Source organism: Paenibacillus tianmuensis (assembly GCF_900100345.1).
Taxonomy (GTDB): Bacteria; Bacillota; Bacilli; order Paenibacillales; family NBRC-103111; genus Paenibacillus_G; species Paenibacillus_G tianmuensis.
On sequence record NZ_FMTT01000041.1, the window covers coordinates 23674 to 45762 of the forward strand.

General features: G+C 53.4%; 22 protein-coding genes and 1 pseudogene. 17 read left to right on the forward strand and 6 right to left on the reverse strand.

What is annotated here, in order from left to right; translation table 11 throughout:
- Window positions 1–347 precede the first annotated feature (347 nt).
- Window positions 348–791 (reverse strand): annotated as a pseudogene (locus BLO51_RS21750) (IS4 family transposase); the annotation flags it as partial.
- 456 nt (window positions 792–1247) lie between these two features.
- On the opposite strand from BLO51_RS21750, the gene BLO51_RS21755 reads away from it, so the two are divergent.
- From BLO51_RS21755 to BLO51_RS29380, 7 genes are all read left to right on the forward strand, one after another.
- The gene (locus BLO51_RS21755; RefSeq protein WP_090675192.1) at window positions 1248–2348 is read left to right on the forward strand and encodes an amidohydrolase/deacetylase family metallohydrolase; all 1101 of its coding nucleotides are present in this window, start codon (window positions 1248–1250) and stop codon (window positions 2346–2348) included.
- On the forward strand, window positions 2326–3429 hold the full coding sequence (locus BLO51_RS21760; protein ID WP_090675194.1) for a DgaE family pyridoxal phosphate-dependent ammonia lyase: 1104 nt from the start codon (window positions 2326–2328) through the stop codon (window positions 3427–3429). The genes BLO51_RS21755 and BLO51_RS21760 overlap by 23 nt, the downstream gene beginning before the upstream one ends.
- Window positions 3430–3431: 2 nt before the next feature.
- Entirely contained in the window at window positions 3432–4187 is a 756-nt protein-coding gene (dagF, locus tag BLO51_RS21765; protein ID WP_090675196.1) for a 2-dehydro-3-deoxy-phosphogluconate aldolase, read from the forward strand.
- Window positions 4180–5196, forward strand: coding sequence for a sugar kinase (locus BLO51_RS21770; protein ID WP_090675197.1), 1017 nt, complete (start codon window positions 4180–4182; stop codon window positions 5194–5196). The genes dagF and BLO51_RS21770 overlap by 8 nt, the downstream gene beginning before the upstream one ends.
- Window positions 5197–5206: 10 nt before the next feature.
- Window positions 5207–5920 (forward strand): GntR family transcriptional regulator, encoded by a 714-nt coding sequence (locus BLO51_RS21775; RefSeq protein ID WP_090675199.1) that lies wholly within the window; start codon window positions 5207–5209, stop codon window positions 5918–5920.
- Window positions 5921–5991: 71 nt separating this feature from the next.
- Window positions 5992–7317 (forward strand): GntT/GntP/DsdX family permease, encoded by a 1326-nt coding sequence (locus tag BLO51_RS21780; RefSeq protein ID WP_090675200.1) that lies wholly within the window; start codon window positions 5992–5994, stop codon window positions 7315–7317.
- Window positions 7318–7457: 140 nt separating this feature from the next.
- A complete protein-coding gene (locus tag BLO51_RS29380; protein WP_167670280.1) occupies window positions 7458–7598 on the forward strand; it encodes a hypothetical protein in 141 nt (46 codons plus the stop codon).
- A gap of 62 nt (window positions 7599–7660) precedes the next feature.
- On the opposite strand, the gene BLO51_RS21790 is transcribed toward BLO51_RS29380, so the two are convergent.
- Window positions 7661–8584, reverse strand: coding sequence for a hypothetical protein (locus BLO51_RS21790; protein WP_090675202.1), 924 nt, complete (start codon window positions 8582–8584; stop codon window positions 7661–7663).
- Window positions 8585–8804: 220 nt separating this feature from the next.
- On the opposite strand from BLO51_RS21790, the gene BLO51_RS21795 reads away from it, so the two are divergent.
- The 6 genes from BLO51_RS21795 (at window position 8805) to BLO51_RS21820 (ending at window position 13750) form a co-directional block, all read left to right on the forward strand.
- Window positions 8805–9791, forward strand: a complete 987-nt coding sequence (locus tag BLO51_RS21795) for an ABC transporter ATP-binding protein (RefSeq protein WP_090675203.1) — start codon at window positions 8805–8807, stop codon at window positions 9789–9791.
- On the forward strand, window positions 9788–10591 hold the full coding sequence (locus BLO51_RS21800) for an ABC transporter permease (RefSeq protein WP_174551295.1): 804 nt from the start codon (window positions 9788–9790) through the stop codon (window positions 10589–10591). The genes BLO51_RS21795 and BLO51_RS21800 overlap by 4 nt, the downstream gene beginning before the upstream one ends.
- A gap of 25 nt (window positions 10592–10616) precedes the next feature.
- Complete coding sequence (locus BLO51_RS21805; protein ID WP_245719765.1) at window positions 10617–11420, forward strand: ABC transporter permease; 804 nt, start codon at window positions 10617–10619, stop codon at window positions 11418–11420.
- A gap of 94 nt (window positions 11421–11514) precedes the next feature.
- Window positions 11515–11967, forward strand: coding sequence for an NUDIX hydrolase (locus BLO51_RS21810; protein WP_090675205.1), 453 nt, complete (start codon window positions 11515–11517; stop codon window positions 11965–11967).
- 415 nt (window positions 11968–12382) lie between these two features.
- Complete coding sequence (locus BLO51_RS21815) at window positions 12383–12841, forward strand: chemotaxis protein CheX (RefSeq protein ID WP_090675207.1); 459 nt, start codon at window positions 12383–12385, stop codon at window positions 12839–12841.
- 132 nt (window positions 12842–12973) lie between these two features.
- Window positions 12974–13750 (forward strand): SDR family NAD(P)-dependent oxidoreductase, encoded by a 777-nt coding sequence (locus BLO51_RS21820; protein ID WP_090675209.1) that lies wholly within the window; start codon window positions 12974–12976, stop codon window positions 13748–13750.
- Between the two features lie 177 nt (window positions 13751–13927).
- On the opposite strand, the gene BLO51_RS21825 is transcribed toward BLO51_RS21820, so the two are convergent.
- Window positions 13928–14425 carry a pentapeptide repeat-containing protein gene (locus tag BLO51_RS21825; protein WP_090675210.1) on the reverse strand — a complete coding sequence of 166 codons (498 nt, stop codon included), beginning with the start codon at window positions 14423–14425 and terminating at the stop codon, window positions 13928–13930.
- 149 nt (window positions 14426–14574) lie between these two features.
- Window positions 14575–14853: a DUF2573 family protein gene (locus BLO51_RS21830; RefSeq protein ID WP_090675212.1), complete on the reverse strand. Its 279-nt coding sequence runs from the start codon at window positions 14851–14853 to the stop codon at window positions 14575–14577.
- An 82-nt stretch (window positions 14854–14935) separates the two neighbouring features.
- Between BLO51_RS21830 and BLO51_RS21835 the strand changes: the two genes are divergently transcribed.
- From BLO51_RS21835 to BLO51_RS21845, 3 genes are all read left to right on the forward strand, one after another.
- Complete coding sequence (locus tag BLO51_RS21835) at window positions 14936–15796, forward strand: alpha/beta hydrolase family protein (RefSeq protein WP_090675214.1); 861 nt, start codon at window positions 14936–14938, stop codon at window positions 15794–15796.
- An 83-nt stretch (window positions 15797–15879) separates the two neighbouring features.
- Window positions 15880–17304 carry a DEAD/DEAH box helicase gene (locus BLO51_RS21840; protein ID WP_090675216.1) on the forward strand — a complete coding sequence of 475 codons (1425 nt, stop codon included), beginning with the start codon at window positions 15880–15882 and terminating at the stop codon, window positions 17302–17304.
- Window positions 17305–17391: 87 nt separating this feature from the next.
- The gene (locus BLO51_RS21845; RefSeq protein WP_090675217.1) at window positions 17392–17934 is read left to right on the forward strand and encodes a hypothetical protein; all 543 of its coding nucleotides are present in this window, start codon (window positions 17392–17394) and stop codon (window positions 17932–17934) included.
- Window positions 17935–18126: 192 nt separating this feature from the next.
- Here the strand turns inward: BLO51_RS21845 and BLO51_RS21850 are convergent, their stop codons facing one another.
- Together BLO51_RS21850 and BLO51_RS21855 are read right to left on the reverse strand one after the other, a co-directional pair.
- On the reverse strand, window positions 18127–18573 hold the full coding sequence (locus tag BLO51_RS21850) for a MarR family winged helix-turn-helix transcriptional regulator (RefSeq protein WP_090675218.1): 447 nt from the start codon (window positions 18571–18573) through the stop codon (window positions 18127–18129).
- Between the two features lie 169 nt (window positions 18574–18742).
- Window positions 18743–20356: an FAD-dependent oxidoreductase gene (locus BLO51_RS21855; RefSeq protein ID WP_090675220.1), complete on the reverse strand. Its 1614-nt coding sequence runs from the start codon at window positions 20354–20356 to the stop codon at window positions 18743–18745.
- 340 nt (window positions 20357–20696) lie between these two features.
- Here BLO51_RS21855 and BLO51_RS21860 point away from each other — a divergent pair, with 340 nt between their 5' ends.
- Window positions 20697–21926 carry an S-layer homology domain-containing protein gene (locus BLO51_RS21860; protein ID WP_090675221.1) on the forward strand — a complete coding sequence of 410 codons (1230 nt, stop codon included), beginning with the start codon at window positions 20697–20699 and terminating at the stop codon, window positions 21924–21926.
- The last annotated feature ends 163 nt before the right edge of the window (window positions 21927–22089 follow it).

Below are 22089 nucleotides of genomic sequence, written 5' to 3' on the forward strand. Positions count from 1 at the left end.
AAGACTTTAAAATCCCAAACCATTTATACAACTAAGAAGCAAAATGTTTTTTCTTTTTTTGTAGATAAATACAATTTTTATATTACGGATTTTTTGGCAGGATATAATCTTTTATCCTCCATTGAAAATAAAAATAATAAGGCAAATAATTTTTTGTTTAACTCACATTCCGCACCCTTGTTTATTTATTCAAAGGATTTTTATTTTTATGCAAAATTTTTACTTTAGTTAGGCTTTAAACAATACATTTCCTGTTATTAAACCCCATAATTGGATTGATTTTAGATGAAAAAATGCTTGAAAATTAATGTATTTCGAATTTCCACGAAGGGTGCGGAATGTGAGTGTAAAGCAGTGGCCCAATCGATTGTAGCGACTTCATCGCACAGTAAATAAAACAGACCGCCTAACGTCCGCTGATCGGTACTCTGTCTATGCTGCCAAGCTAATAGGATGTAGCGTGAAAACACAATGGTCGTGTGGCTGATTAACAAATCATATGAACGTCCCTGAAACTCTTTTTGTAAGCGCAAGAGTGACTTGGCGCATTTGAAGAAGACCTCAATGTCCCAACGCATCCTGTAAATTCGAATGATGTCTTGGGCAGTCAAAGTCAGATCGGTCGAAAGGATGGCAAGCCACTCGTTCTTCTTAGAACGATGATGGACAAAAACAACCGTTACCGGGATACCAGGAGCCAATACCGTTTGAATCATGCGAAGAACATTGCGGTTCTTGCCTTCGACACGCGGCGCAACAGAGTACAGCGCCTTCAGATCCAGTCGCTCGCCTGCACCATTCAAGTGTTTGAGAATGTTTAGTTCCATAAATGCCGCTTTAATTTCTTTAGGCAGTTGATCGAGAGACTGCTTTTGTTCTATCATAGAGAGGACACCTCTTCTGTGTGGTAGTGATTGCTGGACACTCTCACTTTACCAAACAGAGCGGTGTTTTTCTATGTTGTCAAGCTACGATATAATCCGGTTTAAATCTAGGCTGCTCGTGCAGTTAAGCTGATTTTTTTGGTGCGAAAGTTGAGTTACATTGATAACACTGTAAGAAGAAAGACAAAAGCGACGCCTTTTTATTCCTTTAACAACTGACACAAATTAGACAACAAACATTATAACGTTATACTTTAAAACATCAATATCTTTTGCTAATATAACATTATAACGTTATAGTGAATTAAAGTATCGATACAACCCTAGTGTAAGCGCTTAAAATTGAGATTCGAGGTGAACTGTATGAAAGAACGGGCTGTAATCAAAAATGTACAACGTGTCGGCGGTGACAAGGTTGATATCGTCATCGAGAATGGCGTGATTGCCCAGATCGAGGCTGCCGGCAGAGGGCGAGGTGATCGTCTTATCGAGTATCCGGGAGCCTATGTATCGAGCGGATGGATTGATATGCACGTTCACGCGTTTCCAGAATTCGACCCTTATGGCGATGAAATCGACGAGATCGGCGTCAAGCAGGGCGTGACGACGATAGTTGATGCCGGAAGCTGCGGGGCCGATCGGATAGCGGATTTGGCAGCAAGCCGTGAGCGGGCGCAGACGAATTTGTTCGCATTTTTGAACATATCCCGGATCGGTTTGCTAAGAATAGATGAGTTGTCTAATTTGGCGTGGATCGATCGCGAACAAGCCGTGCAGGCGGTGGGCGCGCACAAAGATCTAATCGTCGGATTGAAGGCGAGAATCAGTAACAGCGTCGTGGGGGAGAGCGGTATAGAACCGTTACTCATCGCTCGTGGCCTGTCTCGCGAAACTTCTTTACCAATCATGGTCCATATCGGGTCCGGCCCGCCGGATATTGAGGAGATCGTTCCACTGCTCGAACGGGGCGACGTCATCACGCATTATTTGAATGGAAAGGCCAATAATCTTTTCGATGGCGAAGGGAAGCCGCTTCAAGTACTCAAAGACGCCGTCGCCAGGGGCGTGCATCTGGATGTTGGCCACGGTACGAGAAGCTTCTCTTTTAAAGTGGCGGAAGCCGCCAAAAGGCACGGTATCGAGCTTCAAACGATCAGCACGGACATTTATCGCGGTAACAGGCTTAATGGACCGGTCTACAGCATGGCCCACGTCCTTTCTAAATTCCTTTATCTAGGCTATTCGCTGGAAGAAGTCATCGCTGCGGTCACCACGCATGCAGCAGATTGGTTGAAAAGGCCTGAACTCGGCCGCATTCAGGTCGGAGATAAGGCCAACCTGACCATATTCACGATAGAAGAAGAACCGACGGCTCTCATGGATTCCGAAGGTGATATGCGCATGGGCGAACGAAGAATCGAAACCAAGGGAGTGTTTGTAAATGGCAGTTTCATTGAATGCTAAATACGGACTTAAACGCGTTATTAATGCCAGCGGCCGAATGAGTATTCTAGGCGTATCGGCTCCGTCAGATACCGTGATGGAAGCCATGAAGCACGGCGGCCAAAGCTATGTGGAAATTGCCGATCTGGTCGACAAAGCAGGTGACTATGTGGCGCGAATTCTAGGATCCGAAGCAGCGGTGATCGTCAATTCGGCATCGAGCGGCATCGCATTGTCCGTCGCGGGTATTGTCACGCAAGGCAATCGCCGCAAAAGCGAACGGCTTCATCAGGAGCCCATTGCCAAAAATGAAATCATCATCCTTAAAGGTCACAACGTCCAATACGGCGCTCCGGTTGAAACGATGGTTTATTTAGGCGGAGGTAAGCTCGTTGAGGTCGGATACGCCAACGAAGGCAAAGCCGAGCATATCGAAGATGCGATTTCGGAAAACACGGCGGCTATTTTGTACGTGAAATCTCATCACGCCGTTCAAAAAAACATGATCTCCGTTGAAGAAGCATGGGAGATTGCGCAGCGAAACCGAGTGCCGCTTATCGTCGATGCTGCAGCTGAAGAAGATATTCAGAAATACGTAAAATACTCCGACCTTGCCATCTACAGTGGATCGAAAGCGATCGAAGGTCCAACTTCAGGGATTGTCGGCGGCAAACGCCAATATATCGAATGGGTCAAAGTGCAGTTGCATGGGATCGGACGTAGCATGAAAGTCGGTAAAGAAACGTCTTTCGGCTTGCTTCAAGCGCTCGACGAGTACGGCGTCAAACATGATAAGAGCGAGCAGGAAAAAGAGGCCTTGCAAACTTTAATGCCGCTAAACGAAATGGCAGGCATCAAAGTAACGATCGTTCAGGACGAAGCAGGACGCGCCATTTTTCGAGCACGTGTTCAAATCGATCCGGCACATGCCGGTACAACGGCCAAGGATATCGTCGCTGGACTTAAAAACGGTGAGATTGCGATCTATACCCGGGATTATGGCGTCAGACAAGGGTACTTTGACATCGATCCGCGTCCGCTTCAAGGCGATGACATTGAGGTTATCGCGGCACAAATACGGAAACTAGCAGGAGGTAACTAAATATGTCCAACATTGCAAAACGTTTGTACAAAGGTCGTGCAGCACTAAACGTTCTAGCTAACAGTGTTGAAAACGCCAAGGAAGTGTTCGAAGCAGCGGAAGGTTTTGTTGTAGTCGGCGTTCTGTCTAAAGACTACCCGACCGTTGAAACGGCCGTAGCCGCAATGAAACAATACGGCCAGGCGATTGACGAAGCTGTGTCAATCGGCTTAGGCGCCGGTGATAATCGTCAGGCAGCCGTTGTTGCCGAGATTGCCAAGCATTACCCTGGAAGCCACATCAACCAGGTGTTCCCTGCAGTTGGAGCCACGCGCGCGAATTTGGGCGGACAAGACAGCTGGATCAACAGCTTGGTATCGCCAACCGGCCGAGTCGGCTATGTGAATATTTCAACGGGACCGGTAAGCGCGGCACAGGCTGAGCATGCGATCGTACCTGTTAAATCGGCAATCGCACTTATACGCGACATGGGCGGCAACGCTTTGAAATATTTTCCGATGAACGGCTTGCAATGCGAAGATGAGCTTCGTGCCGTCGCCGAAGCATGTGGAGAAGAAGGATTTGCCCTGGAACCGACCGGCGGTATCGATAAGGAGAACTTCGAAGCCATTTTGCGTATTGCGCTCGAAGCCAAAGTACCGCAAGTCATTCCTCACGTGTACTCATCGATTATCGACAAAACGACGGGCAAAACTAAAGTTCAAGATGTAAGGGAATTACTTAAGGTCATGAAAAGATTGGTTGATCGACATGGCTAAGCGTATAGCGGCTTTTGGAGAAGTGATGATGCGCTTGCAGGTACCTGGGTATGAACTTTTGTCCCAAGCCGACAGTTTGAAATACTCGTTCTCCGGAACAGGCGTTAACGTCAGCTCAGCGTTGTCGCGCTTTGGACATGAGGGATACCTGATCTCCAGACTGCCTTCGAATCCGCTGGGGGATGCGGCGGAAAGCTATTTGCGAAAGTTAGGTATTTCCCAGTCCCTTCTTAGCCGTGGAGGCGAGCACTTGGGTATGTATTTCCTTGAAAACGGTTTTGGAGCGCGGCCCAGCCGTGTTACTTACACCAATCGGCAGGCGAGCAGTTTCAATACGGCGCCAGAAGGCACTTATGATTTTGACCAAATTGCAAAAAGCATCGATATGATTCATTTCTGCGGCATCACATTGGCGATGAACGATAACGTTCGGCAGCATATGAAATCTTTGGCCAGGGCGGTCAAAGCGAACGGTGGCACCGTCGTTTTCGATTGTAACTATCGTCCAGCCCACTGGCGGGATGGTGGTTACGCTAAAGCGAAGCCGCATTACGAGGAAATGCTGGAGCTCGCGGACATTGTGATGATGAATGAAAAAGACGCGATACTGACCCTGGGCATGCCTACGGATAAATGTGAACGTGAAGAGCAGCTCATGGACCTAATCCCGGACGTGGCAAGGAAGTATCGAATTTCGGTTATCGCAGGCACGCATCGTTTTATAAACGGGGACAATACGCATTCCCTGAGAGGTTTTATTTACAAGGACCAAGTCTTCACCTTTTCTAACCTACTCACTTTTTCCGTTTATGACAGAATAGGTGCAGGCGATGCCTATACGAGCAGTATCATACATGGGGAAATCGAGCAGTTTTCACCTCAACAAACGGTCGACTTTGCTGCTGCTGCAAGCATACTGGCGCATACGATCGTAGGTGATACGCCGATGTCGTCAGTGGGTGAGATTTTTCGCGCGATGACGGAAAGAGTAAGTGATGTAGAAAGGTAGTGGCGTACGCATGAGCTTGTCTCACAAGCAGAGACCGTTATATTTGCAAATTATGAACATTGTGAAGGACCGCATTTTACACGGCATATATCCGATGGGGACGAATATCCCCTCGGAGCCGCAGCTCGAACAGGAGTTTAACGTCAGCAAAATTACGGTTCGTAACGCGATCAATGAGTTGGTGCAGGAAGGATATCTAGAAAAAGCTAGCGGTAAAGGGACGAAGGTCATCCGGAATACCTCCGCTTCTAAGCTTTCCAGGTGGAAACGATTCACGGAAGTTCTGGTCGAAGAGGGGCATGGAATCCGCAAGCAGCTGGTCCTTGCGGAGGTCGTCAGCAATGAAGAAGGGTCGGAGCCTTACCAGTTATTTGGGGAGAACTGCCTCCGGATCGAAAGACTCTATCACCTGAATGACGTGCCATATATCCATTACACACATTATTTTACGATGCGGGTGGCAACGATCGAGCTGTCGGATCTGAATGCACAATCGTTATACGACTTACTTGAAGAGCAGGAAGTCAACCTGGAGAAGTACCGGGACGAGTTTGCTGTAGGGCCAGCGCCTTCCCATGTAGAGAAGGCTTTGCAAGTCAAGAAAGGAACGCCTCTGTTGAATAGACTACGCTTTTCGTACGATGAGAAAGGCGAACTAATTGAGTACAGCCATGGGTATTACAATACGGACATGCATCGGTATGTCGTAAATTACGACGTCTAGGAACCACGGAACCCGTATTTCCTCGACTTACATGAAATCGCTTACTTCACATAAAGAAAAGAGGAATAACCATGACAATGTATCTCCTACTGATCACTTTGCTGGCGATTGTAATTGTGATTCTGGGCGTAGCCTGGTGGAAGTGGCATGCATTTATTAGCTTGACGGTGGCGAGCTTGTTTCTGGCGATTATGTCCGGATTATCGATGGACAAGATCGTCACAGCTTATGAGACCGGTGTCGGCGCCGTATTGGGACATTTGGTCGGCATCTTGGCTTTAGGTACGATTCTCGGTAAAATGATGTCGGAATCCGGCGCAGGCAACCAGGTAGCCAATTTCTTCATCCGCGTGTTCGGTGAGAAGAGATTACCTTGGGCTATGCTGCTATCAGGTTTTATTATCGGGATCCCGGTTTTTTTCGATGTGGGGATCGTCATGCTACTGCCTTTAGTCATTACGATCTATAAATCGACCAAAAAAAGTATTTTGTTGATCGGACTTCCGGTGATCGCTGGCTTATCGATCGTACATGGTCTTGTCCCGCCGCATCCGGGTGCGATGACAGCGATTGGCATCTATAATGCCGATATCGGAAAAGTATTGATCTACTCTTTGATTATTGGTTTGCCGGCAGCGATTATCGCAGGGCCGTTGTTCGCCAAGTGGGTAAGCAAGCGCGTTGTACCCGAAGGGGAGCCGGAACTGCTTAGTGAAAATGTTGCGCCGGATAAATTGCCAAGCACGGGTATTTCCTTCTTCGTCATTTTGCTGCCGGTCGTGCTGATGGTCATGGCGGTTATTGCACCGTTCCTACCGATTCCAGCCGGCTTGATGAAGTTTGTGACATTTATTGGAAACTCAGTTATTGCACTGCTCATCTCGTGTTTTGCGGCATTTTTCTTCCTTGGTTATCGCCAAGGAATGAACAAAAAGGTTATCAACAAGTTAGCGCACGAATGCTTGCTGCCAGTAGCTTCAATCATTCTGATCATCGGCGCGGGCGGCGGCTTCAAACAAATTTTGATTGAAAGCGGTGTCGGTACGTCGATCGCCGAAATGGCGCAACATTTGTCGCTATCTCCTTTGGTTCTCGCCTTCCTCGTTGCTGGTTTGATCCGGATTGCGACAGGCTCGGCAACGGTTGCTTTGACGACCGCGGCAGGTATCGTATCCCCGATTATCGAGCATATGTCCGGCGTCAATCTGGAACTGTTAGTTATCGCCACCGGCGCGGGCTCTCTTATGTTCTCCCATGTCAACGACGCTGGCTTCTGGATGGTAAAAGAATATCTTGGACTTTCAGTTAAAGAAACTTTTAAAACATGGACGGTACTTGAAACGATGCTTTCCTTCATTGCTTTCGGAACTGTACTACTTGTTGACATATTCTTTTAAACAAGAGACGACTTTTAACCTAATAGAGCCTGTTCAAAAAGCTCATAATATCGGATAAAAAACAAAAATGCACCTATGCGAAACATGGTAAAATGGAAGTACCACACTACCATTAAACCAACAACGCGAGGTGCATTTTCATGGACTTGCAGCTTGAACTGCTGCCCTATCACTACTATAACACACTCGGATTTGATGCGGAACTGATTGATTATATCGATCATGTTGATCTCACAATCCGCACCCTACGAGCGAGGCTGCGGATTGAATTTTTGTGGTAAATGGAGGAAACAAACGGCCTTAGCGATGGCCAAATGAACTATCGCTAAGGGGCTTATGAAAGTTATCCGAGATACAGCGATTCATCGAAACCAAGACTGGTTAACACACGCTTCTGTTCTTTGGTCAAGGGGCTGCCGAATTGCCGGACTCGCGTTCCGTCCGGTAATCGGAAGGTAACCACTCTCAGGTACTTGAAGATTTGAAAAATAGCTGCCGCCGTAGGTTTGCGCAAGATACGCCCGCCTGCCCCATGCATCGGTTTTTGCTCCGTAATGTGCTGACGGATACGCCGCTGAAATACTCGGTAAATCGTCAAAGCGAACAAGAACAAATACCCGAGTACGGCGGCTCCATCCATCGCTTCACCTCGCCACTGTGCTGGTAACGTGGTTGCCAACACGAATCGGGACGCTCGTCGGCGCGCTTCCTGAAAACGTGCTTCGTCCGGGGTCACCGCGATCTGCCGCACATAGATCGTTTCTATCTGCGGCGTTTCCCCTTGTTTCGGTCTTCCGCGTTTTTTGCGGATGACCTCCTGAGCAAGAGTCTGTACGGCGAGCCCATGAAACTGAGACTTTTGCTCGTTCAAAAAAGCTTCGGCTGCCTTCTTGGCATCGGCCTCACAATGGAAGGGCGAGCAGGCCAAGTCCTTGGCGGCTTGCTCCAAGCGAACGCGCTCAGCTTCCCGCTGCTTGTTTAGCGTATGTTCTTTCTTCTTGTCCAAGGCGCTGGATTCCACGACGACCAAGCGAAGCGAATGTCCTTCGTATTCGGCCTCCGAGGCCAGCCAGCGGTAGGTGGCGCCTTCCTTGGCTGACACAAACGAGATTTTTTCCGCCCAAGGCGCATCCGGCGCATCGGCGGCCTCCAGCGCAGCCTTGACGATTTTCAAATGCTTCGGTGCACGGGTCAGCAAATAGCAGTGGGATGCCTTCGCCGCGTCCAAGGTCGCTTTACTCATCTCGTTTTTTTTGAACAATTTCATCTTGTCATTCCTTACATCGCATGGTAGTATATAACAATTAACGTGGAAGGGCTTCTAGGGATCCGACGGCTGAACGGCCGGGCGAACCAAGCGAAGCCGGCGCGCAGCTCCTGGAGCCGCGCTACACCGTAGGGATAAAAGACCTCGTGCAAGTTCCGCCGACAAGGCGAAACGGCATGGGGTCTTTTCTGCTTTAGCAGAGGAAAGGAGAAGGAGGAACATGAATGCGATACGGGCCGAAGGGTTGACAAAACGGTTCGCCGTGAAACGGAAGGAGGAAGGCTTCAAGGCCGGAGTACGTTCGCTGCTGCGGCCGCAGTACAGCGAGAAGACGGCGGTGCAAGGCATCGACCTGACCGTCCCGCAGGGGGAGACGCTGGCGTTTCTCGGACCGAACGGCGCCGGCAAATCGACGACGATCAAGATGCTGACTGGCATTCTGCATCCGTCCGGCGGATACGCGGAGGTGCTCGGCTACTGTCCGTGGAAGGAGCGCAGCAAGCTGGCTTACCGGATTGGCTCCGTCTTCGGGCAGAAATCGCAGCTCTGGTACCACCTTCCGCCCGCCGACTCGTTCGAGCTGATGAGCCGCATCTACGAATTGAAGCGCAGCGATTATCTCGCCCGGCGGGACGATCTCGTCCGCCGCTTCGAGCTGGAGCCGTATTTACATACTCCCGTGCGGAAGCTGTCGCTCGGCGAGCGGATGCGTTGCGAGATTGCGGCTGCGATGCTGCACCGGCCGCAGATCCTATTCCTTGACGAGCCGACGATCGGGCTGGACGTGGTGGTAAAGCAGAGCATACGCGAGCTCATCCGGTTCATGAACCGGGAGGAAGGGACGACCGTGTTCCTAACCTCCCACGATGCGGGAGATATCGAGCAGCTTTGCCGGCGGGCCGTTGTCATCAACCACGGGCAGATGATCTTCGACGATACGGTCGAGGCGATGAAGCGGGATTTGCTGACGGGCAAGACGATCCGGCTCAAGCTGCTGGAACCGGGCCCGCCGTTCCGGCACGACGGCGTGGAAGTGCTGACGCAAACGGACCAAGAGCTGGCGCTTTCCGTCGATACGTCGGCCATTGCCGCTCAGGAGGTGCTTTCCCGCCTCGTTGCGGCATACCGCGTGTCGGATATCACGATCGAAGATCCTCCGATGGAGAGCATCATTACGCATATTTACGAGCGGGAGGAAAGCGTATGAATCTGAGTCCGAAGCTGCTGAAATACGGAGCGATCGGGCGGATCAGCCTGCGGAATCATTTTGCTTACGTGCTGGACTTTATAATCCGCTCGATTTTCCTGATCATCATCATGTACATCTTCATTCAATTGTGGCAGACGACGTACCGTGGGGAAGGGTCGCAGTTGATCGCGGGCTACAGCTTCGAGCAGATCATTTGGTACATTTTGTTTGCCGAAGCGCTGACGATGGCGTTTCCCAGCCTGTGCACCCGCGTGGAGGAGGAAGTGAAGAGCGGCGATGTCGGCTACAAGCTGACGCGGCCGTTCAGCTATATAGGCTACCATTATATGGCTTATGTAAGCGAAGTGACGGTCCGGCTGCTTGTAAACCTTGCCGTCGGCTGCGCGCTCGGCTTGGCCTTTTTCGGTCCTCCGTCGTTCGGTTGGGGTTGGCTTGGATTTTTCACCATGAGTCTCGGAGCGATGACCGTGAACTTTATGCTCAACATGGCGCTGTCGCTGAGCGCGTTCTGGGTCGAGGAGACGCGGGGACTGGAGTTCGTGTACAATAAGCTGCTGTTTACGATTGGGGGCATGCTGATGCCGCTTGAACTGTTTCCCGAAGCGCTGCAGCAGGTGTGCCGCTGGCTGCCGTTTCAGGTCGTGCTGTATTTTCCGGCCAAAACCGCCGTCCGCTGGGAGGAAGTCCATCTTGCTCCGATGCTTTCGGTCCAGTGGGCGTGGGTGGTCGTACTGGCGCTGGTCGTCTGGCTTATCTATCGGAAAGGCGTCCGCAAGCTGAACGTCAACGGCGGCTGAGCCGCCAGGAAGGGAGGGAGGCGCATTGCGCCAAAATTCGAAAATGATGCCGCTGCTGCGGTTCGTATGGACGTGCTGGAAGCTCAATTTAACCGGCGCAATGGAATTCCGGCTGAGTTTTCTGATGACAGCAGGTATGATGATGGTGAACAATGCCGTTTGGATTTTTTTCTGGGGGCTTTATTTTCATCGGTTTCCGGTCGTGAACGGCTGGGAGCTGCAAGACGTCATGATGATGTGGGCGGTAAGCGCCGGCGGCTTCGGCCTGTCCGCCGTGCTGTTCGGCAATGCGTACCGACTGGCCTCGCTGGTTGCGGGCGGTCAGCTCGATCTGTACCTGACGCAGCCGAAGCCGGTGCTGCTTCATATCCTGGTCAGCCGGATGTCCGTCTCTGCGATCGGGGACGTGCTGTTCGCCCTGCTGCTATATGGGCTGTTTGGGGACCGTTCGCCACTCGGTCTGCTGAAATTCGCGCTGGCGCTGCTGATCGCGATGCTGATTTTTCTGTTCTTCGTGGTGACGACGCAGTCGCTCGCCTTTTACATTGGGCAGGCCGAGGGCATCGGCCTGCAGCTGTTTAACGCGATTATGACCTTCTCCACTTATCCGACGGGCATTTTCAGCGGCTGGGGCCGGCTGATTCTGTTCACGGTCATCCCCGCCGGATTCATCAGCTATTTGCCGATCGGACTGCTGCGGGAAGCGGATCTTGCGTTCACGCTGCAGGCGCTTGGCATGGCGGGGATCGTCACCGCGGCCGGCCTATGGTTCTTTCAGCGCGGCTTGCGGCGGTACAGCTCCGGCAACGCGATGGGGCTTCGGATGTGAAAGCCGTCCCAAGAGGTGTATAATGGTTCTGGAATGAAAGGTGAAGCTTGATTTCTAGGATCGACCCTACGATAAATGACTGCGGAGGACGCTTATGAATACGACCGAAAAAGAGTGGTTTCGGGTACACAGCGCCGTGTATCTGCTCCTTGTGCGGGACAACAAGCTGCTACTGCTTCGCCGGACCAATACCGGCTACGAGGATGGCAAGCTGAGTCTGGTAGCAGGCAAAATGGACGGGAACGAAGAAGTGAAGCGGGCGGCTGCGCGCGAAGCGTGGGAGGAAAGCGGCGTCCGGGTGGACCCGGGCGATCTGGAAGTAGCGAGCGTCATGCACCGGCTTTCGGATACGGGCGAATGGATCGATTTTTTTCTGACCGTGAAGCGATGGGAGGGAGAGCCGCACAACCGGGAACCGGACAAATGCTCCGAAATGGCATGGTATCCGCTGGACGGCCTTCCGGAAGATATGATTCCCCATGTGCGCCAAGCGGTTGAGAACACGCTGGCGGGCGTATTTTACGACAGCTACGGATGGCAGGAATAAGGCAGGCGGCGGAGAGACCCGTTCGGGGAGCTTGGCCGCCTTTTGTCATCTTAGACGAAAATTCGACGCATGTGTCGATTTTTCGTAGTAAGCTGATCGGGTTTTTGCTAGAATGGAGGTAGGGAGGGGAGGACGGGACGAACAGTTCGTTGCCGAGAACCACGCCATTATAATGTACAAGCCCTGCTTGTAGGAGAAAGCCGGCCCCGGCGAAGTCCCCAGGGAGCCGCTTGTAGTGTGTATAAAGAATCAGACCGTTTTTTTGAAAGGTGCTTCAATCCTGTGTTTTTTGTTATATTTCACACGAAACGCGACAAAAGTTCTATACTTACATCATGAATTTAGGTATAATGAAATAACAAAAAAGTCCTATGGATCTGAGGCATATTGTCGAAAAAAGGAGACCGGTCATCTTATGAAGGCAGAGCTTATCAACCCGTTTTTGGAGTCGGCCAGAATCGTCATCGAACAAGTCGCCAATGTACGACCGACCACCGGACAGCTCGGCATCAAGGACGTGAAGTTTGCTGAAAAATACATTTGGATTCAAATCGGCATGACCGGGCAAATGGAAGGGGACATCGTCTTCGGATTGCACGAGGAAGTTGCGCTCAAGGTCGTGTCCGCCATGATGGGCGGATTCTCGATCACCGAAATGAACGATATCGGCAAAAGCGCCATCTCCGAGCTCAGTAATATGATCAGCGGCAATGCCAGCACGATGCTGTTCAACCAAGGGGTTCGCGTTGATATTACGCCGCCCAAGCTGCTTCATTCCGCGCATGCGGTCGGCTTTAACGCGCAAAAGGCGCTGACGATCCCGCTGATTATGGAAGGCATCGGGGAGCTGGATATTCAAGTGCTGATCGCTTAACCGAGCGGCATGCTCTATAGTTGAAATGACAAGTCCATAACGTGTAAGCTGTAAGCGAACGTTTCTCCGGTTCCGATAACGCCGGGAGCGCTTCGCTTTTTTGTTCGTATAGAAGACAGGAGGAACCGGAGGATGGATTTTCAGGGCAAAATCGCGGTAATCACGGGAGCGTCCAGCGGGATCGGCGCGCTGATGGCGCAGATGCTGGCGCAGCGCGGAGCCGTTCCTGTGCTGATGGCGCGGTCGGAGCAAAAGCTGGCGGAGGCGTCCGCTAAAATACAGGGCCAGCACGGCGTCTATCGGCTCGACGTCACTTCGGCGGAGCAGGTGACGGCAACGATGGAGCGAGTGATCGCCGAATACGGCCGGATCGACATTTTGATCAACAATGCGGGCTACGGCGTGTTTGATCCGTTCGTGACGGCGCCCTTAAGCGAATTCGAGAGCATGATGGATGTCAATTACATGGGGACGGTCCGCTGTACGAAAGCGGTGCTGCCTTCCATGCTGAAGCAGGGGAGCGGCCATATCGTCAATATCGCCTCCATGGCCGGAAAGATCGGCTCGGCCAAGTCGAGCGGCTACTCCGCCACCAAGCATGCCGTGCTCGGCTTGACCAGTTGTCTGCGGCAGGAGCTTGTCGGCACCGGCGTTCGTCTGACCGCCGTCAACCCCGGACCGATCGATACGCCGTTTTTTGACCGGGCCGACCCTTCGGGCAGCTACGTGAAAAACGTCCAGTGGTTTATGCTGAAGCCGGAGCGCGTCGCTCAGGCGGTGCTGGAAGCCATCGTGCGGGGAACGCCCGAGGTGAACCTGCCGTTCATGGCGGCTGCCGGAGTGAAGCTGTATCAGCTGTTTCCGCGGCTATTCGACCGCGTAGCCTATAAATTGCTCAACAAGAAATAGCCCCACGTCCGACCTGTAAGGCGAAGGAATGCGGCGCCGTATGGCAAATGGGCAGATTACATGCGAGAAGGCCGCGACACCCTCCGAGGGGCGGCGGTCTTCTTTTATTCGGCTCGTCTTAGCGGACCCGGGACTGCGCTGCCGCGCAGCTGCGAATAGCTTTCAGGAAGCGGCTGGCTAGTTCGCATGGTTTTGCTTCGCCCGGTACGCCTCAAGGAGCTCTTCCACGGAAATCCCGTCGATGGTCATTCCTTCGAGTCGGCACCCGCTGATACTCACGCCACCGAGGTTGCAATTCTCGATCCGGCTTCCCTGCAGATCGCAATCCTCGAACCGAAGCGGACGCTGCTTCGCGCCCGCCTTGTGCTCTGGATGTCCTTCTGGAGGCAATCCGATGCTGTGAATAAAAGCCCCGCCAAGCTGGGCGCCGTCGATTTCCAGATCGCTCAGGTCGGCGTCGCTGATGCGGCAGCCGCTCAGGTTCACGTTGGTTAACTTCATTCCTCTCAAATCCCCGCATTGAAACGAAAGTTCGGGCATGAATACGTTTTTGAACGAAACTTGCCTGCCCTGCCCGTTCTCGAACTGGGAACCGTCGAATACCGTATTGCTCAGCTTAATTTGCGTTCCGCTGTCCCGTTTGTCCTTAATTTCAATGATGTTGCTGTTATCCATCCTTTAGCCCACCACCTATTCGTTGTTTGTCCTGCAAGTCGGTATTCCGCCTTCCTCTGTCAGCGAAAAAATGAAGAAAAGAAGACCGAGGTCGATTGCTTTTCGGTCTTCGTGCAGGGTATGGTAAAGGTAGCATAGGTTCTCAGTGATCAGGCTTCTTGCTCCGGCTTCGCTTCTGCCTGTTGATTGGCGGCCTTCAGCTTCTGATTCAGGTCGCGGACCTCTTCGAACAGCTTGCGGACATCGGCTTTGCCCTCGGGATGCTGTTGATTCCAATGACTGGCGAGAGCCGGCATCGTTTTATGGATATGGTTGTAGATTGCCCAAGCTTTAATTTTTTCCACCGTTTCGGCGGAAGCGTCGCCGGTCAGCAGCTCGGTATATTTCTCGACCAGCCCTTCGAATTCGGCGGCAAAACGGGAATTCATTTGAAAATCCACCTTTCCGGTCATAATACATCTTAGTGTAACGCCGGAACGACTTTGTGTCAAAAAATGGAGTGAACCGAACATGCCTATACCTACCGATACAAACCTTCCGCCAAGGGGGTTAACCGGCGGCGTTCCAGCCGACGGCACGCTGGTCCAGAGGGAAAGTCTCCGCAGCCTGGCGAAGGGTATATCGCTTTTCCGGCTGACATATATTAGCCAAGGACTTCAGGTTAAAGGTTATCTTGCCGTGCCTGATGCTATCATGCCCGTTCCGGGCTTAATTTACTGCCGGGGAGGCATCCGCAAGGTCGGAATGGTGCGCAAACGCCGCATTTTCTCGATGGCGCGGCGCGGGTACGCGGTATTTGCGCCGTTTTACCGGGGCAACGAAGGCGGCGAGGGACGGGAGGACTTCGGAGGAGAAGACCGCTTTGACGTGCATCATGCCATTACCCTCATGCAATCGCTGCCGGAGGTGCAGTCCGGACTGGTTCCGCTGATCGGCTTCTCGCGCGGCGCATTGATGGCGCTGCTGGCGGCCAAAGAGTGTGAAGGCGCCGGTCTGATCGTCGTCTGGGGCGGCGTGAGCGATCTGCTCGATACGTATGAAGAGCGGGTCGATCTGAGGCGGATGCTGAAGCGGGTCGTCGGCCATCCGCGCAAGCAGGCCGAATGCTACGAGCGGCGGTCGCCCGTCTGCTGGGTCGATGCGATCCGTGTGCCTGTCATGATCGTGCACGGTACGGCAGATGTGCAGGTCAGCGTAGAGCAGGCGCGCAAGCTGGGAGCGGCGCTGGAGCGGGCCGGGAAGGAATATAAGATGGAGCTGTACGACGGGCTTGGGCACCGCTTTCCGAAGGAGGACGACGAACGCGCGCTTGATGCGATATTCGGATGGATCACAAGCAAGCGGGAGCGAGTGGAAGTTCGGGACCGGTAAGCCGGCCGTTTCCCGCCGGGTGGGGGCAATCGCCCGCATATTCTGGTATACTAAGGAAACGCAAAGGAAGAGAGGATGATCGAATGAATACGGGGTTTGCAGCTTTACATATCGCTCCGCAGTATGTCAAGCGGCTGCAGGAGCTCGGTATCACGGAGCCGTCGGACATACAGGCGGAAGCGATACCGATCGCGCTTGAAGGAAAAGATGTTGTCGCGCAATCGCAGACCGGTACGGGGAAAACGCTGGCCTATGCGCTGCCGTTGCTGCAAAAAATAGACACGGGCGCGAGAGAGGTACAAGCTCTTGTGCTGGTGCCGACACGGGAGCTCGGCATGCAGATCGTACAGACGCTGGAGCAGTTTGTGAAGGATAGCGACATCCGCGTGCAGCAGCTGATCGGCGGCGCATCCATCGAGCGTCAGATCGACCGGTTGAAGCTCAAGCCGCAGATCGTGGTAGGGACGCCCGGCCGCGTGCAGGAGCTGGTCAAGCTTCGCAAATTGAAGCTGCACGGAATCCGCACGGTCGTCGTCGACGAGGTCGATCAAGTATTCGAACTGGGGTCCATGCAGGATGTGGAGGCGTTGTTCAAAGGCATGCTGCGCGACCGGCAGCTGCTGTTTTTTTCCGCCACGTTCCCGCCGCCGCTGCAGGACGTCATCGACCGCTGGATGCGCGAACCGGTCTACGTCCGGGTAAATCCGGCGCAGCACACCTCGGAAACGCTGGAGCACTTGTATTTCGTATGTCAGGAACGGGAGAAAATCGATATGCTGCGCCGGATTGTCCGGCTGTATAACCCGAAGGCCGTGATCGTGTTCGTCAATGAGACCGACGATATCGGGGAAGCGGTGGCGAAGCTGCAATACGTCGGCCTGTCGGTCGAAGGCTTGTACGGGGATTCCTTCAAGCAAGAGCGGGCCAAGGCGATGCAGGCGTTCCGCGCGGGCAAGTTCCAACTGCTGCTGGCGACCGATGTAGCTGCCAGAGGATTGGACCTACCGCAAGTCACGCATGTGATCAACCTCGACCCGCCGATCGATGCGGACCATTACGTGCACCGCGTAGGGCGGACGGGGCGGATGGGCCGCAAAGGCACGGCCGTCTCGATCATTACTCCGCGGGAACAGTTCATTATCGATAAGTTCGCCAAAGCGCTCGGTATCGAGATCAAGCGGCGGACGATGTTTCATGGCAAAATCGTCGATCCCGAGCAGGAGCGGACTATTCACCGGGAAGCGAAGAAGCTCGTGGAACGCCGTGTGTCGGACGAAGCGCCGTCGGGAAGGGAAAAACCTGAAGCGCGTATTGCCCAGGCGGGAGCTCCGAAGCTTCCCCGTACGGAAGGCAAGAGCGTAAAGCCGACACAGACCGGCACGGGCCGCCCCCCGGCTCCGGCTGCCCCGGATAAACGCAAGGCGGACCGGGAGCGGGACCGCAAAAACAAAGGAGCGCCGCGCTGGCTCAAGGAAAAGCGCGATCCGTCGGGGAAACCGAAAAAGTAACGAACGAGCCGCCGATTCCGCCTGTCAAACTTCGGGACAGGACATCAGGCTCAGGTGTGGACCGGCTCCTTTTAAGGGGGAAGTCAGATGAAATCGCTCTTCAAAGGAATCGTCACGATCGTGATTCTGGGCGCGCTGCTGGCCGCCGGGGCATTATGGTACGCGCAGCCGCAAGCGGCGCTGGACTTGTCGTACAATGATCTTCCGGTGCGCGAAAAGCTCGCTGCTATGGTGATCAACCTCAAGCCGGAAGCGGTGTTGACGGAGCAGGAGGTGGGCGATTTGCTGAAAAAAGCGCTTGCCCGCAAGCCTGAGCTTCGTCCCGGCGTTAAGCTGACGGGAGCAAGATTTTTCCTTCAGGGAGAACGGCTCGCGGCAGACGTGACGCTGCTGCTTCAAGACCGCTGGAAGGTGGGCGCCCGGCTCAATTTCGACCTTGTCTGGAACGAGCCGTATTTGACGGCCGTCCATACCGGCACCGTCGTCCGGGATGTTACCGTACCGGGCGAATGGCTGAGCCTCCAGTCGATCCAAGTTGATCTGAACGATTATATGCCAAGGCATGTGGCGATTCGGGACGTAGCATTTGAAGGGTCCACGGTACGCGTGACCTTCGGGCTGCGCTTATGATGAAAGCAAAAGGGACGGTTTCCTTCCTAGTCGAAGGAAACCGTCCCTTTGTAGGTGGGGGGAAGTACAAAACCATCCCATCTTCTCCTGACTTCGTCAGCTCTCTTACGAAGTCTTTTGCGACAAGCCCGGACCCGGCGCAGCTTCGGGCTGCCTTTTGCCCCGCCCAAGCCTGAACCGGTCCGCCGTTCTCTAGTCTCTATCTACAACCGTTCTATACTCGACCGCTTTGCGGAGCAGCCGGGTCAATTCAGCGGTTTCGCCCGGCTCAAGCCCTTGCCAGAACCACGCCACCAATTCCGCCGCTTTCTCGTCCAACTCGCCCAAAGCGCCCAGACCTTTCTGCGTGATCGTCACCATAACGACCCGTCGGTCCGTTTCGTTATACGCCCGTTCCGCATAACCGCCGGCCACCAGCTTATTGGCGAGGTTCGTCACGGCTGGCAGCGTAATTTGCAGCGTGTCCGCCAGCTCCGAACACCGCATCGTCCCGTTCGCCCGAAGGCTTTCCAGCAAATAGTACTGCTGAATCGGCAGCCCGTGCTTCAGCCGGCCTGTTATTTCGGAGATCCATCGGCGCATCGCCAGCCGGGTCCATTTTTCAATCTCTGTGGACGCATGAAGCCCTTGCTCCTGCATGACGTCTCCCCCTTTGAATTTTAGCTCTTAATAATTTTATTTATGAATAATTCAAATTTTGAACTAAATTATTGTACTCCGTTTTACCCGATGTGTCAAAAGGTGAGGAATCATAAAACAAAGCCCTCCCACAACCGGAAGCATGATCCGGCGCAGGAGGGCTTGCTAGTTATTTTTTGCGTGTTTTCACATAAGACGCATAGACGATTTCGCCGGTATCCAGCTTGGCGATTTCGTCGGCCGACCAGCCGGACAGCTTGTTGTTGCCGGTGACGCCGGTCAGCTTGATGCTATACTTCGAGGCCAGATACTGCTGAAGCTGCGGCATGTCGGCTTCTTTCAGCTCGCGAAGCTTCTTCTTGCCTTGAATTTGCCCCAGAACGACGCCGATCGATTCGGCCGCCAAGCTCGTATTCGGCTGAATACGCGCGCTGCCGTAAGCGATGGCGGAGGCGCCGACGTTTTTGCCGGCCATAATGACGTTGTCGTAATTTTTGAGCAGGAAGCTGCGCAGCGGCATCCCGTATTTGTCCGGGCGGCCCATCTCGATGCCCCATTTGTTGGCGCTGGTGCCCTGCAGGTCAAGCGGGTAGCCGCCGATGCTCACGTTGTCCCAGAACGATTTCGCCCCGAGCATGTCCGAAGGCTTCAGTACGTAATCTGTCTCGTAGTGGTTGTATTCACGGATGTACAGGTAGTTCGGGAACCCGTTCAGCTCCGCTTTCTCCCAGCCGGGCAAGCTTTTGCGGAAATGGTTCAGGATCAGCGGAATTTCCTTCTTCCCGAGCTCTATCGCATCGGCTACCGATTTGTCGTCCGACGGATCGACCGTATAGATCAGGAAAGCGTTGATAATCACTTCGCCGTCCCGCTGGCTCACTGCATTCAGCCCGCGCAGAAACACGCGGTCGTTCGTCGGCTTGTACTTGCTCGTCATGCCCGCGAGGCTGATGGCGAAGCTGTTGTCCACCGAACCCCAGCCGAATTTGGCGCTGCGATCCTCCTTCGACATATTGTTGAAGCTCTGCTGGAATTTCGCCCAATCGACGTTTTTGAACTTCATCATCATGCCAGAGCTCATATACTCGATGTTATTTTGCCCGTAGAACTTCTCCAGTCCCGGCATCCGGGTCGCCTGAAGCTTGCTGACCATCGCGGCGTAATCGGTGTTCTCCACCCAATAGGAGGCGACGATCCGTTTCTTCTGGCCGTCCTTGGTTGTGTAGACGATGCCGTTTAATGCCTGCCCGCCGAATTGGCCGGGGTTTTGCTCGATGCTCTCGATCTTGATCCCCTGCTCGACGGGAATGTCCTTTTTCAGCTTGTCAAAATATTGCTCGAATTCCTTCAGCTTGCGGATTTTGCCGTTGCGGAAGCCGTCGAACAGCTCCTTCGCCCGGCCTTGGACCAGCAGCCGGTGCTGATCGTCGCGGGTTTCGTCTAGGAACAGCATCTCTCCCTGCAGCACTTGGCCGCCGAACGCACTGCGCGGGTCCAATATTTTGACCTTCAATCCTTCATCTGCCGCAGCGCGGGCCAGATAGAGCCCTTCCAGTTCGCTGCCGATGACAACGATATCCGTTTGCTCCGCCGGGAGGTCGGATTGTTTGCCGTCCGTCTTGGAGGCGGTTGTGCCGCCGTTCGAATTGTCTTTACCTGCGGTTGCCGTTGGGGTCGGAGACGACTTGTCCGCGCTCCGCTGCAGGAACGTATAGACCCCAGCCAGAGCGACCAAGACCACCAGAGCCAGAACAACCGTCAGCTTTTTGCCACTAAGTTTCATCTCTCTCTCCTTATCTTTCGTTTATGGTAGATACCGGGACAGGGTCCGAAAACGGACAATCCCGGGGGTACGTTGTTAAGTTTAACATTTTTGGCAGGTGTTCTAAAGTGACCCCCCTAAACAATTTCAGGGGGGCGAACGATGTAAGGGAAGTCAGGAACTCTTCGCGAAGGTTCTGAACCATCCTCTTTTCATACTTCATCACATATCGCACCCGGCCTGGTTGATCGACGGGCAACGGACTTTCTCCGCTATTCGAGCGGCGGCGGGTCCTGTGCTGTCCGTGCGTTCGTCGGGATGGGGACCGCGATACAACCCACTTGACAAAGGAGAATGAATGATGAGCAAAGCATTCAAGAAGACCGTGATTTCCGGATTAACCTTGGCGATGGTGCTTGGCGGTTCGACCGCGGCTTTCGCCGACGGCAAAGGCAAAGGTCACGACAAGGACAAGGACCGTGACAACCGCGACACGATCGTGAAAAAAGTGGATTATGGCAAAGATGTTAATATTAACATTAAGCTGACGTTTGACGACCTGAAGGGCAAGGACGTGGAATGGGCGCAGCGTTACATCGCTTCTCTCGCTTCCAAGCGCGTATTCGAAGGCTACGAGGACGGCACGTTCCAGCCGCGCAAAACGATCACCCGCATCGAGGCGATTACCGCTGCAGTTCGCTTGATGGGTCTGCGCGATCAAGCCGAGTCGGCTGATGCGAAAGCGGCTAACCTGAACTTCAAGGATGCGGACAAATTAAAGCAAAAATATCCGTGGGCGACCGGCTACGTTTCCGTCGCGCTGCAAAACGACTTGTTTACCGAGACGGACGACATGATCCAGCCGGAAAAAGAAGCGGACCGCCTGTGGGCAACGACGCTGCTGGTTAAAGCGATGAAGCTGCAGAACGAAGCCAAAGCGAAAATGAACGCCAAGCTTCCGTTCCGCGATGCCGACAAAATTCCTGCCGGTTCCGTAGGCTATGTCGCCGTGGCGATCGAGAAAAACTTGATTGACGGGTACGAGGACAACACGTTCCGCCCGAACAAGTCGGTATCCCGCGCCGAGCTTGCCGCGCTGCTGGATCGTACGGGCAGCCAGCTGCCGGACCACGCATCGGTGAAAGGTACGGTAACCGGCGCACTGAACAACAACCTGCTGCCGGTTAAATTGCAAAACAACGAAGCTCTGAACGTCGAGATGGATTCGAACGTATTCGTATTCCGCAACGGCTCCCGCGTAGCTCCCGGCGACCTGCGTACGGGCGATCAGGTGCTGATCCGCACGTACGGCGGCAAAGCGATCTACGTCGAAGTGTTGAACACGACCAATGATCCGCAGCAGCAAGTCGACTTTACGGTAACGGGAACGCTGAACAGCTACACGCTGAACGCCAAAGGCGGACTCGCCAACATTACGATTAACCAAAACGTGAACGGCGGCGTGCAAACGGCTGTTTATGGAGTTGCTCCTGAAGTCTACATTTCCGGCGACGTCAGCCAGTTGACCGCAGGACGCACTTTGGAGCTGAGAGGCAAAAACCAACTCGTACACACCATCATCATTCGATAAATGAGAGAAAACGATTAAAAAAGGTTAGAGTTGCAACGGGAAACGGACCTTCCTGCAGCCATGTCAGATGCTGCTGGAAGGTCCGTTTTTTTACACGTAGATCTGAGATCCTGTTCGAATATACTCGATTTGCTTCATAAATGCGGACAATGCTTTCATCCCT

Excerpts from the sequence above, each read along its gene's own strand:
- BLO51_RS21755 (WP_090675192.1), top strand. The coding sequence starts at position 1,248 with ATGAAAGAACGGGCTGTAATCAAAAATGTACAACGTGTCGGCGGTGAC.
- BLO51_RS21760 (WP_090675194.1), top strand. The coding sequence starts at position 2,326 with ATGGCAGTTTCATTGAATGCTAAATACGGACTTAAACGCGTTATTAAT.
- dagF (WP_090675196.1), top strand. The coding sequence starts at position 3,432 with ATGTCCAACATTGCAAAACGTTTGTACAAAGGTCGTGCAGCACTAAAC.
- BLO51_RS21770 (WP_090675197.1), top strand. The coding sequence starts at position 4,180 with ATGGCTAAGCGTATAGCGGCTTTTGGAGAAGTGATGATGCGCTTGCAG.
- BLO51_RS21775 (WP_090675199.1), top strand. The coding sequence starts at position 5,207 with ATGAGCTTGTCTCACAAGCAGAGACCGTTATATTTGCAAATTATGAAC.
- BLO51_RS21780 (WP_090675200.1), top strand. The coding sequence starts at position 5,992 with ATGACAATGTATCTCCTACTGATCACTTTGCTGGCGATTGTAATTGTG.
- BLO51_RS29380 (WP_167670280.1), top strand. The coding sequence starts at position 7,458 with ATGGACTTGCAGCTTGAACTGCTGCCCTATCACTACTATAACACACTC.
- BLO51_RS21790 (WP_090675202.1), bottom strand. The coding sequence starts at position 8,584 with ATGAAATTGTTCAAAAAAAACGAGATGAGTAAAGCGACCTTGGACGCG.
- BLO51_RS21795 (WP_090675203.1), top strand. The coding sequence starts at position 8,805 with ATGAATGCGATACGGGCCGAAGGGTTGACAAAACGGTTCGCCGTGAAA.
- BLO51_RS21800 (WP_174551295.1), top strand. The coding sequence starts at position 9,788 with ATGAATCTGAGTCCGAAGCTGCTGAAATACGGAGCGATCGGGCGGATC.
- BLO51_RS21810 (WP_090675205.1), top strand. The coding sequence starts at position 11,515 with ATGAATACGACCGAAAAAGAGTGGTTTCGGGTACACAGCGCCGTGTAT.
- BLO51_RS21815 (WP_090675207.1), top strand. The coding sequence starts at position 12,383 with ATGAAGGCAGAGCTTATCAACCCGTTTTTGGAGTCGGCCAGAATCGTC.
- BLO51_RS21820 (WP_090675209.1), top strand. The coding sequence starts at position 12,974 with ATGGATTTTCAGGGCAAAATCGCGGTAATCACGGGAGCGTCCAGCGGG.
- BLO51_RS21825 (WP_090675210.1), bottom strand. The coding sequence starts at position 14,425 with ATGGATAACAGCAACATCATTGAAATTAAGGACAAACGGGACAGCGGA.
- BLO51_RS21830 (WP_090675212.1), bottom strand. The coding sequence starts at position 14,853 with ATGAATTCCCGTTTTGCCGCCGAATTCGAAGGGCTGGTCGAGAAATAT.
- BLO51_RS21835 (WP_090675214.1), top strand. The coding sequence starts at position 14,936 with ATGCCTATACCTACCGATACAAACCTTCCGCCAAGGGGGTTAACCGGC.
- BLO51_RS21840 (WP_090675216.1), top strand. The coding sequence starts at position 15,880 with ATGAATACGGGGTTTGCAGCTTTACATATCGCTCCGCAGTATGTCAAG.
- BLO51_RS21845 (WP_090675217.1), top strand. The coding sequence starts at position 17,392 with ATGAAATCGCTCTTCAAAGGAATCGTCACGATCGTGATTCTGGGCGCG.
- BLO51_RS21850 (WP_090675218.1), bottom strand. The coding sequence starts at position 18,573 with ATGCAGGAGCAAGGGCTTCATGCGTCCACAGAGATTGAAAAATGGACC.
- BLO51_RS21855 (WP_090675220.1), bottom strand. The coding sequence starts at position 20,356 with ATGAAACTTAGTGGCAAAAAGCTGACGGTTGTTCTGGCTCTGGTGGTC.
- BLO51_RS21860 (WP_090675221.1), top strand. The coding sequence starts at position 20,697 with ATGAGCAAAGCATTCAAGAAGACCGTGATTTCCGGATTAACCTTGGCG.